Raw genomic sequence first — 9,978 nt, 5'->3', positions numbered from 1 at the left:
CTTCTTGCGATGTCACCCCACCTCTATGCGGCTCGTAGGACTGCTTATTCCGCGCAGACCTCCTGTCGGACAGGTTTCTCCAGCGCGCCTCCGGCAGGGCGGCCCGTCCGGGTTCTCGCCTTCTCAAGCCGTGGACAGGCTTCGGGCCTAGAGGAGGCGGCGCACCACCCAGGCGCCCAGGCTCAGCAGCACGGAGATGACGAACATGGACGCCAGCGGCGCGTAGATGCGCGTGTTGCCGCTCTCCACGCGGATGTCCCCGGGCAGCCGGCCGAACCAGGAGAAGGCGCCGGCCCACACCAGCAGGCCCACGACGGCGAGCCCCAGGCCCGCCACCACCAGCATCAACCCCACGGGCTTCATCCGGGACTCCCCTCCTCCAGCTCCGCGGCCTCGCCTCTCGCGCGGCGGAAGGCGTTCACCAGCCGGTGCGCGTGGCGCGTCGTCTCCGGCTCACGGTAGCGGGGGCTGGCCTTCAACACCCACTCCACGGCGGTGTCCAGGTCCATGCGGTGACCGGGGGAGACATACACGGGGCTGACGCCCGCGCGGGTGCGGACCGCCATGCCCACCACCTCGCCCTTGTGGGTGATGGGGGACGTGGCGCCCCGCCGCTCCGCGAGCTTTCCGGGCGTGCCGACCAGCAGCGACTTGGCGCAGCCGATGGAGGGGATGTCGAACAGCAGCCCCCCGTGACAGGCGATGCCCAGCCGCCGCGGGTGCGCGGTGCCCTGGCCGTCGAAGACGAGCACGTCCGGGCGGACGGTGAGCCGCTCCCAGACGGCGGCCAGCACCGGCAGCTCGCGGAAGGACAGCAGGCCGGGGACGTAGGGGAACGTCAGCGGCGCCGTGGCCACGGCGTGGGCCACCGGCTGGAGCGTCTGTGCGTCGAGCACCACCATGCCGCCATAGCCCGTGTCGTTGCCCTTCTCCGTGGAGATGTCCGCGCCCGCCAGGCGGGTGATGCGCAGGCCCGGAGGCGGCTCGAGGATGAGCTGCTCGCGCAGGCGCTTCTGCAGCGCCACGGCCTCCGTGGGCGTGACGTTCCAGGGGTGCGGTGCTCGCGGTGACTCCATGCGTCTCCTCCCGTGAGCCCAACACTGTGCATCCTCCGGTTGGAAGGTGACCCGCCGGGCCCGCCTGACTGGCCGGGTTGTCAGGAAGCACCTGGGGGCGTCGTCCCGGGCCAGGGTTCCCTTCCCTGGAGGCACGCGACCATGGCGACGCTCAACATCACCTATGACGGACACTCGGCGGACGTGCCGGTGGAGCTGGAGCGGCACATCAGCGACGCGGACGTGCGCCGCATCGCGGTGGAGCTGGTGCGCTCGGGCGGAGTGCCGGGCCTGCACCGCTTCCATTTGGGGGACGAGGCCTTCCAGCACTACGTCGTGGACCGCTTCCGGGGCGCGCACGGCGAGGAGCGCATCTACCTGCGTCCGAAGGTGCCCTTCGGGGCGTGCTGAGGGCGGCCACCATGCGCATCGTCTTCTGTGGCGTGGGGGCCATCGGGTCCACGGCGGCGCTGCTGTGCCGCAACCTGGACGCGACGCTGGTGTTCATCGACTTCGACCGCGTGGAGTCGAAGAACCTGCTGTCGCAGGCCTACGTGAAGCCGTCCGTCGGAAGAAACAAGGCGGAGGCGCTGAAGCTCCAGTTGCACAACCTGCACGGCGTGAAGGCGGAGTCCTTCGGCGTGCGCCTCACGCGCGACAACGTGGAGGCGCTCTGCAAGGGCGCGGACCTGCTGGTGGACGCCTTCGACAACCAGGACAGCCGCCAGTTGCTCAGCGACCACACCCGGAAGACGGGCACGCCGCTGGTGCACGGCGCGGTGTCCGCGGACGGCACGTTCGGGCTGGTGCGCTGGGATGAACGCTTCACGCCCGACGCCGAGGACACGCAGGGCCAGGCCACCTGCGAGGGCGGCGAGCACCTGCCCCTGCTGGGCCTGCTGGCCGCGACGCTCGCGCGGGCGGTGCAGGACTTCCTCGAGCACGGCGTGAAGCGGGACGCGTTCGTGAACCTGAACGCCGTCACCCCGGTCGCGGGTCAGGGCTGAGCCGTCGCGGTCAGCCCGCCCGCGCCAGGGCCTCGCGCTCATCGTCGAAGCGCACGAGCGCCTGGACGATGTCCTCCTGTGAGTCCGTGAGGAGCAGGTGGCGCGAGTACTCCTGCCCCCGGGCCAGGTGCTCCAGCAGCGGGTACACGGGCCGCGTCTTCGTCCAGAACTCGCGCCCCAGGAAGAGCATGGGGCTGATGACGCCCACGGTGTTGTAGTGGTTCTGGCAGGCGTCCTGGAAGATCTCCTGCACGGTGCCCGCGCTGCCGGGTGAGTAGACGACACCACCCCGCGCGATGGTGAGCAGACCCTCCTCGCGCACGCTGTTGGCGAAGTACTTCGCGATGCGCGTGGCGAAGGGGTTGGGCGGCTCGTGGCCGTAGAGCCAGGTGGGGATGCCCAGGCTGTCGCCCATCGCCGCCGCGTCGCGCAGGGGCCACGTGGCGCGCACCTCGAAGGCGCGCGAGAGCCAGTCGCGGTCCTTGTAGGACGGAGCCCGCGCCAGCACCGCGAGCGCCGCGTCCAGCTCTTCATCCGGCCGCGCGGCGAACCACGCGCCCAGGTGCGTGGCCTCCATGGCGCCCGGGCCGCCGCCGCTCACCAGGAAGAAGCCCAGGCGCGAAAGCGAGCGGGCCAGCTCCGCCACCGAGCGGTAGTCCTCCTGGCCCCGCAGCATGGAGTGGCCCCCCATGATGGCCACCACCCGGCGGGGCCTGCCCTGGTTCAGCAGCGCCTCCTCCAGCGCGTCGCTGATGGCGTGGTCGTGAAGCCGCTGCGCCAGGGTCTCCAGGATGGAGGGCGGGTGCGCCCCGCCGCGCGAGTTCCAGTGCGCGTAGATGCGCGCGTCCAGCGTGTCCGCGTAGGTGTCCGGGCGGGTCGGGTCGAAGCCCGCGTACAGCTCCTCCGGCGTGTAGAGGCTGCCGCGGTACGGGCAGTACGGCAGCCCGGAGAACGGCGGGAACACCATGGCGCCCCGCGCGAGGACCTGTTGCAGGGTCGCGGGCTCCAGGAGACAGCCCAGGAAGACGGTGCCGGTGAGGTCCGCCTTCAGCAGCGCGTCGCCCCACGCGCGCAGGTCCAGCCCCTGGAGGATGACGTTGGAGAGGCTGCGGCCTTCGCGAAGGTGCTGCTCGAAGGCAGCCAGGGTCTCGAGTTCCGTCATGGGCGTCTCCGCAGGGTGCGTGTCAGGAGCGGCATCATCGCCCCGTCATTCCTCCCCAGAAAGGAGGGATGCCCCATGCAGAGCCTGAATGAGCTGGACCCGCAGCGCCCCGCCACGAAGGTGACCGCTCTGGAGAACCTGGAGCTGGCCACCGCATCCTTCCGTGGCAGTGCGCCCGGGACCTGACGCTCGCACCCGCCCCCGGTGACCCGGGATGGCGTGACGAGGGCCGGGTTCCCGAGAGGGGACCCGGCCCTTGTCGTGTCCGGGTCGTCCCTCGAAGGTTTCCCCAGACATCGGGATGTAGCTCAGCCTGGTTGAGAGCGTGCGCCTCGGGCGCGCAAGGTCGCTGGTTCGAATCCAGTCATCCCGACTTCTAAGCCAATCCAAGACACACCCCGCCGGGGTAGCCCAATGGGTAGAGGCGCCGCGCTCAGAACGCGGAGGTTGCGGGTTCGAATCCCGCCTTCGGCACTTCAAGAAGGCTCGTAATCCTCAGGGGTTACGGGCCTTCTGCTTTTTTAGCTTCCGGTCATTGCCCCCCTATTGCCCCTCTCCAGCACGGGGCCGTCCAGGAGCTTCACCGCGTCCTGTTTCACCTCGGGGCTGAGATGCGCGTACCGCATCGTCATCTCGATGGTGGCGTGTCCCATCAACTCCTGGATGACCTTCAGCGGCACGCCCCTCATGGCAAGGTGGCTGCCATAGGTGTGGCGCAGATCGTGCCAACCAATTTGCCCCACCTCGCGGGTGATGCCGGCCGCCCGAAGGGCACGCCGAAGCGGCGCATTCATCTTGCCCGGGGTGAGGCGCTCACCGTTCTCCAGGCAGAAGACATAGGGGCCTCGGAGGTGCCGGTGGGCCTTGAGGGCGTCCACGACGGATTGTGGAAGGTCTACCGTCCGGGCACTACCGCCCTTGGGGGGGCCTTCGACGCCACGCCAGACGGTCCGCTTGACGTGGAGCTTGGCGCGGACGACGTCGATGTCCGGCCACTGGAGCCCGATGAGTTCACCCTGCCGAAGGCCGGTCTTTGGGGCCGTCGTCAGCAGGGCTACATCCTGGGGTGTGGCGGATTCGATGAACCGTTCCACTTCTTCGAAGGAGAGGAAGTCGAAGTCCGGCTTCTTCACCTTGAAGAGCTTCATGTCGGGAGCGTGTGCCAGGACGCCTTGCTCCTTCGCGAGATTGAGCAGCTTGCCGAGGACGGCCAGGGCGTTGTTGATGGTCTTCAGGCTGACGGTCTTCTGTTTTGAACCCGTGCGTCTGCGGAGTGCTCTCTTGGACGGATTGTCCGAGAGCCTTCCCCGCCCCGGGGACTTCTTCTTCATGGCGGCCTTGAAATCCTCGATCTTGGCGGGACCAATGGCATCCAATGCCATCTCCCCGAAGAACGGGAGGACATGGTCCCGGAGGATTTGCCGCTTACTGACGACAGTGGAGTGCTTGTTGTTGTTGTCCGAGTAGGTGAGGAAGCTCTGCGTGAAATCGTTCAGCGTCAGAGACTTTGCATCCTCCTTCGTCGCGACGGACTGCCGCTCCTTCCCGAAAGTTCCCATCAAGAGGGCCGCGCGGACGTCGCGTTCGTACTGCTCGGCACCACGGCGGGTGTTGAGCGGGCTGTCCTTGCGGACGCGCTCGACCTTCCCGTTCGCGTGCTTGAACTTGATGTCTACGAACCACACCTGCTGAGGCTTTCCATTCTTGTCGTTGTACTTCCTGAGTCTCACGCTCATGACTGCTTCTCCTTGAGCGCAGGACCGCCTTGACCCACGGACGACCCTACCAGGACGTCACGGCGGATGCGGAGGGCCTTTCCGAGGCGAACGACTCCGGGCACCTGCCCGAGGCGGATGGCCTCGTAGAGCGTCTTCCGGTTAACGCGCAGCAGCGTTGCGGCCTCGTCCACCGTGAGGAAGACGGGGATGGTTTCCGGGGCACAAGAAGTGGGCTCGGACATGATTACCTCGGGAGGACTCGACGGGGGGCGAGCCGGCCGAGGGCGTGCAGCCCGATGCCGATGGCGTCCCAGACGTTGTGGTGGAGATCGCGCGTGGCGGGCAGCTCCACGCGCAGGTGCTCGCCCGCGTCGAGGCGCTGCTTGATGCGCTCGATGAAGGCGTCCGCGTCGAGGGTGCCCTTCCAGTCGCGCGGGTAGACGCTGCGGCGGTCCGCGACTGGCGCCAGGGCCCCGCCCAGCGTGCCGACGACGCCGGCAAGCTGGATGAGGTCGTTCTGATCGCCCTTCTGGTGGGCGGCGGCGTAGACGCGCGGCAGCTCGATGACGAGGTGGAATGCCACGTCGCCGACGCGTGGCCGGAGCCACTCCTGGACTGCGCTGGCCATGGACGCCCAGGAGGCCAGGGACAGCTCGCCGGGGGCCGGCGCGGGGTTCCTCGGCAGCCCGGCGCAGAGAAGCGCGCCAGAGGGGACGTCGAAGAGGGCCACACCGCAATGGCGTAGCCCCGGGTCGATGGCAACGAGCTTCACGGCGTCACCTCGCGCCGTGCTTGCTCCAGGGCGTGCTCAATTCGTGCGCGCGCGAGCGCCAGGTACTCGGGCTCACGCTCGATGCCGATGAACTCGAAGCCGTCAGCGAGAGCAGCGATGCCGGTGGAGCCGCTGCCTGCGAAGAGATCGAGCACGACGCCGCCAGGAGGAGTCACCAGCCGACACAGCCAGCGCATGAGCGCGATGGACTTCACGGTGGGATGGAAGTTGTGGCCACCTCCGGAGTTCGCTCCCGCACGAGGTGACTTCAGGCCGGCACTGTCTTCCGTCCTGCCGCATGCCTCGGCGCCGGTTCGGCGGGGAAGATGCTGGCAACCGGCGTCCCTTTCAGCGCGCGAGGGCTTGGCGACATAGCAGACACGGGATGCGCTTCCAGGAAGCAGCGCCGCTGCATCCTCGTCGAGCGTGACGTTCGAGGGCCAACGGCCGAGGCCTCCGTCCGTGGTGCGGCTTGACGACGGGCGCTCCAACGTCCGGCAGCCATCGATGTTGAGGGCGCCCGTCCCGTGGTGAAGGACGTTCTTCGCGACGGTTCCTGCGAGAGGCTTGCGCGCGAGGATCCAGTGCTCGGCGGCCGGCTTCAACGCTGTACCCCAGCCTTGCCACTTCCGCGCGGCGTCCGTCGCAGGAACGTCACGGCGGCTGGAGGGTGTGGGGTTTGATTTGAATCCGTTGTTCGCGCGCCAGCGCGTGCCGGCGGCAGCAGCCGTGTGAGTTCCCGTTACGGGCCGACGAAACCAATCAGGGCCGGGCTTGCCCTTGTCGGAGATGAGCCTCTCCGCGAGGCTGCGAATCTCCTCGGGCACCTCGTTGACGCCGAGCAACTCCAGCAACGTTGGCCAGTAGTCCTCATGCGGCACATACGGCTGGGCGCCCTGGGTCGTCCAGTGCCCTGCCATGCCGTTGAGTCCGAAGACCGCATCAATTTGCGCGTTGGTGAGGCCCGCCCGGTCGCGTGCCTCCGCAATCCATCGGGTGACGGCGAGGATAGCCTGCCGGTCGTCCCGCTGCTTATCGATGGCCTGCGCGACGTCGAGGGACTTCGGGAAGCCCGTGCCGAAGAGGTGCATGATGATGTCGCGCACCTCGAAGCCGGCATCCTCCAGCGCCGTTGCCGTCCAGTGCGAAGTGCGCGGCAATGCCCAAACCAGGGCATGGCCCCCTGGCTTGAGGACGTAGAGCGCCTCGCGCATGACTCCCGCGAGCCATCCAATCCACTGTTCACGGCCTCCACGGTCGCTGTCCCACTCCCGTCCCATGAAGCCGATGCCGGCGGGCGGGTCAGTGACGATGGAGTCGATGCTGTCAGGCGCGAGCACCTGGGCGACATGCGCGGCGTCCCCAAGGAAGAGGGCGGCTCGTTCGGCGAGAAGTTCGTTCTTCACGCCATTTCAATGGGGGTACTTTCTGGGCGTGGCTTACGCGGCGGCCTTCTCCGCTGGCTCCCACACCCGCAACCGCCCCGAGGCGTCGCGCAGCGTTGCTGCTTCCTTCGACAGCACGCGCGAGAGGGCGGGCTCGGCCTCGATGGCGCCCGCGAGGTCCGGTGTCGTCTCCCTCATGGCTTGCCGCATGAGGTGCGCCATGCGCTCGGCCGCGTCGTGGAGGCGATTGGGGCAGTCCGCGCGCAGCTCCGCCACCAACTCGTCATGCACCATGAGGACAAGTCGCGAGCCCCAGAGGGGGGAGCGCCGGTCCGTATACATCTCCCGGGACACACGCCACGTCGCCAGCTTCGCGCCCACGGCGCCCAGGCCCTGGAAAGGGGTGTTGAGCCACTGCGTGTAGCCGCACCCGCCCCGGAGGATGTTGGCCCCGGGAATCATTACGTCCACCAGCCGCCCGCCGTAGGTGAGGCGGCTGGCGCGGTGGAACAGCTCCCGTTGCTCGGGCCATGCCTGCATCCACCTGTCTCCGTAGTACCGGGAGACGTCCACGCAAGCGGCGCACACCATCTTCACCTTGCCCTGGACGCGCACCGGCACGCGCTCCACTCCGCATGCCTCCGCAGCCTTCGCCAACTGGCAGAAGCGGACGCCGTCCTTCGCCCGCGCGTGGTAGGCCATGCCGCCCGCGCCCAGCCCGCCGCCCTTGCCGAAGTTGAAGATTTTCGCGAGGGAGCGGAAGGACGTGGCCGTGGCCTCCTTCGCCTTCACGCGAGGCAGCAGGGCCGCGTAGCTCTCGCCGAGGAAGGTGGCGGCGGCAGAGGTGTGGACGTCCTCCTTCGCCAGCAGGGCCTCGGCCATGCGAGACCAACCCACCTCCCAGAGGGCGCGCTGGGCCATGGTGCGCAGCTCCAGGCCGGCGTAGTCCACGGAGCAGAAGACGAAGCCAGGGCGGGCCTCGTGGCACTCGCGGACGCCGCCGCGCTGGGGCAGCTGCTGGTAGTCGCTGGAGACGCGCGTCGTGGACACGAGCACGTTGAAGCGCGGGTTGAGGGGGCGCGTGACGCCAGCCTCCAGCTTGCCCAGGTAGGTGGAGCGGTACTTGTCCACCTTGCCGGCCTTGCCCAGTTCCTCCAGCAGTGGGTCCCCTGAGTCGAGGAGCGTGTCCCTGTCGGTGGCCACCTGCCCGTCCGGGAAGCGCTCCGTGGGCGACGTGACGGGCGGCAGGCCGTTGTAGGCGGCGGACACGAGGGCGGAGAGGCGCTTCGAGTCCTTGGTGCCATCGGGCCGGAAGATGCCCGCCGCGAGGAAGCGGGCGCGGTTGGCACTCCACTCCGCCTCCACGCGCTGGCGCAGCTCGGCGACGCGCCCACCGTGGGTGCGCAGGCCCCAGAGGGAGGCGAAGTGCAGCGCCAGGGCTGCGCGGACCTGGTGCCCCTCGGCATGGAGGTTGCCGCCGTTGGGGATGTCGGTGGCGTCGCGCTCCTGGGCGTGGTGGACGTCGAGCGTGAAGCGGGCGTCGCGCTTCGGGTAGTCCACGGCGGCGGTGGGCCACTCCTCCAGGGGGACGCCGTCGAGCTGCGCGTACCGCAAGCGCCATGCGTCCGGGGCGTGCTTCTCCGCGCTGATGTCGAGGCCCAGGTGGCGCTTCACCAGGAGGGCCAGCTGGTAGCGGGCTCCCTCGTCGTCGTCCAGGGGGCGGCCCGTCTCCGGGTCCACGCCGTGGAGGCCTCGGGCAATGTCCATGAGGGCCTCGCGGATCGCGACGTCATGCAGGCGCCCGGCGTCGGCCGCGTCGAAGACGGAGTCCACGAGCCGCGCGTCGTCCGCGCACATGACGCCCAGGTCGTAGGCGAGGTTCGCGCCCGTGAGGTGGACGCCCGGGGATGCGATGGCCTCGCGGAACCACTCGCGTGCCTGGGCGGCGGAGAGGAGGCGCTCGCTCCCCGGGGCCGCGTCCGCGACGGAGGCGCAGACAAGTGGCGGGGCGAGGAGGCCGGGTTGAATCAGGTGCGTCTCGGTGTCGAAGCTGAAGAGGGTGGGCACAACACCGAAAGGCCCGTGACGTGGGCCAGCCGTGGCGCGTGGGGAGCGCGCCAAACATGTCAGCGATGGAGGGAAAGCGGCGGGCTACGCCAAGGCGTTCGCGAGGGGAGGCAGCTTCGCGGCGGCGCGCTTGTCGTCGAGCGCGGCCAGCTCCGCGTCGGTGGGCGTGACGGTGCTCCAGCGGTAGCCCTCGATGACCTTCCCGGGCTTGCCGTCCTTCTCGGGCAGCACCTTGGGGAAGACTTCGCAGTCGATGGGCAGGAAGGCGCCGGCCTGCAAGTCGCCCGTGAACTTGGCGAGCTGCTCCAGGGACAGCTCCGCCTCCTCGGCGCCGGCCAGGGCCATGACGAAGGCCTTGAAGCGCCCGCCGCCGTTCTTCTTCACGTCGGAGAGGTTCTCCACGTAGGAGACGACGGCCCCGATGCGGTTGGGCTCGGTGGCAGTCTGCGTCCGCTCGGCGGACACCACCTTCAGCTCGGCGATGGCCGACAGGCCCTTGAAGCCGTCCTTGGTGCGGATGGACTGCACCTCCAGGCGGTAGCGGCCAGCCTTGAGGTACTGCGCGCCGAGCTGCGCCTGGGCGCTGACGATGCGTGCGAGGGCTGCGTTGTTCATGTCCCTTTGCTCCCGTTGGGTGTGGGACGCCGGAAGGACGTCCTCACCTGCTTCAATGGGGGCAACTTCCGGGAGTGGCTTGGGATAGTCTTGGGAGAGCCGTTTGGCGCTGTGACGGTGTCTCGCACGACCTAGCCGCAAAGCAGCCTCCATTCTCATGGCAGTATCCGGGCATGACGTTGTTCTAAACGAGGAAA

11 protein-coding genes and 2 tRNA genes are annotated in these 9,978 nt (G+C 68.8%); 4 read left to right on the top strand and 9 right to left on the bottom strand.

Annotation, left to right across the window (positions count from 1 at the left end; all coding sequences use genetic code 11):
- Nucleotides 1–147 precede the first annotated feature (147 nt).
- Both K8556_RS37290 and nfi read right to left on the bottom strand, forming a co-directional pair.
- The gene (locus K8556_RS37290) at nucleotides 148–363 is read right to left on the bottom strand and encodes a DUF2905 domain-containing protein (protein ID WP_223744898.1); all 216 of its coding nucleotides are present in this window, start codon (nucleotides 361–363) and stop codon (nucleotides 148–150) included.
- Nucleotides 360–1,076, bottom strand: coding sequence for a deoxyribonuclease V (gene nfi, locus K8556_RS37285; protein ID WP_223744897.1), 717 nt, complete (start codon nucleotides 1,074–1,076; stop codon nucleotides 360–362). Before nfi ends, K8556_RS37290 begins: the two co-directional genes overlap by 4 nt.
- Before the next feature lie 141 nt (nucleotides 1,077–1,217).
- Between nfi and K8556_RS37280 the strand changes: the two genes are divergently transcribed.
- Together K8556_RS37280 and K8556_RS37275 are read left to right on the top strand one after the other, a co-directional pair.
- Nucleotides 1,218–1,466, top strand: coding sequence for a hypothetical protein (locus K8556_RS37280; protein WP_206798963.1), 249 nt, complete (start codon nucleotides 1,218–1,220; stop codon nucleotides 1,464–1,466).
- Between the two features lie 11 nt (nucleotides 1,467–1,477).
- Nucleotides 1,478–2,062, top strand: a complete 585-nt coding sequence (locus tag K8556_RS37275) for a ThiF family adenylyltransferase (RefSeq protein WP_223744896.1) — start codon at nucleotides 1,478–1,480, stop codon at nucleotides 2,060–2,062.
- Between the two features lie 10 nt (nucleotides 2,063–2,072).
- Here K8556_RS37275 and K8556_RS37270 read toward each other — a convergent pair whose 3' ends face one another.
- Nucleotides 2,073–3,224, bottom strand: coding sequence for an LOG family protein (locus K8556_RS37270; protein ID WP_223744895.1), 1,152 nt, complete (start codon nucleotides 3,222–3,224; stop codon nucleotides 2,073–2,075).
- A 297-nt stretch (nucleotides 3,225–3,521) separates the two neighbouring features.
- Here K8556_RS37270 and K8556_RS37265 point away from each other — a divergent pair.
- Nucleotides 3,522–3,597, top strand: a tRNA-Pro gene (locus K8556_RS37265).
- A 27-nt stretch (nucleotides 3,598–3,624) separates the two neighbouring features.
- Nucleotides 3,625–3,698, top strand: a tRNA-Leu gene (locus K8556_RS37260).
- Between the two features lie 47 nt (nucleotides 3,699–3,745).
- Here K8556_RS37260 and K8556_RS37255 read toward each other — a convergent pair.
- The 6 genes from K8556_RS37255 to K8556_RS37230 form a co-directional block, all read right to left on the bottom strand.
- Nucleotides 3,746–4,960 carry a site-specific integrase gene (locus K8556_RS37255; protein ID WP_223744894.1) on the bottom strand — a complete coding sequence of 405 codons (1,215 nt, stop codon included), beginning with the start codon at nucleotides 4,958–4,960 and terminating at the stop codon, nucleotides 3,746–3,748.
- Nucleotides 4,957–5,184, bottom strand: coding sequence for a helix-turn-helix domain-containing protein (locus tag K8556_RS37250; protein WP_223744893.1), 228 nt, complete (start codon nucleotides 5,182–5,184; stop codon nucleotides 4,957–4,959). Before K8556_RS37250 ends, K8556_RS37255 begins: the two co-directional genes overlap by 4 nt.
- 2 nt (nucleotides 5,185–5,186) lie before the next feature.
- Complete coding sequence (locus K8556_RS37245) at nucleotides 5,187–5,714, bottom strand: hypothetical protein (RefSeq protein WP_223744892.1); 528 nt, start codon at nucleotides 5,712–5,714, stop codon at nucleotides 5,187–5,189.
- Nucleotides 5,711–7,120, bottom strand: coding sequence for a DNA methyltransferase (locus tag K8556_RS37240; RefSeq protein WP_370640030.1), 1,410 nt, complete (start codon nucleotides 7,118–7,120; stop codon nucleotides 5,711–5,713). The genes K8556_RS37245 and K8556_RS37240 overlap by 4 nt, the downstream gene beginning before the upstream one ends.
- 33 nt (nucleotides 7,121–7,153) lie before the next feature.
- Nucleotides 7,154–9,166, bottom strand: a complete 2,013-nt coding sequence (locus K8556_RS37235; protein ID WP_223744891.1) for a DNA polymerase — start codon at nucleotides 9,164–9,166, stop codon at nucleotides 7,154–7,156.
- A gap of 84 nt (nucleotides 9,167–9,250) precedes the next feature.
- The gene (locus K8556_RS37230; RefSeq protein WP_223744890.1) at nucleotides 9,251–9,781 is read right to left on the bottom strand and encodes a hypothetical protein; all 531 of its coding nucleotides are present in this window, start codon (nucleotides 9,779–9,781) and stop codon (nucleotides 9,251–9,253) included.
- Between the last annotated feature and the right edge of the window lie 197 nt (nucleotides 9,782–9,978).

It is taken from the genome of Corallococcus sp. AS-1-12, assembly GCF_020036995.1.
GTDB lineage: Bacteria > Myxococcota > Myxococcia > Myxococcales > Myxococcaceae > Corallococcus.
Note: the sequence above shows the minus strand (reverse complement) of the source record. Positions and strands in the feature narration are given on the sequence as shown.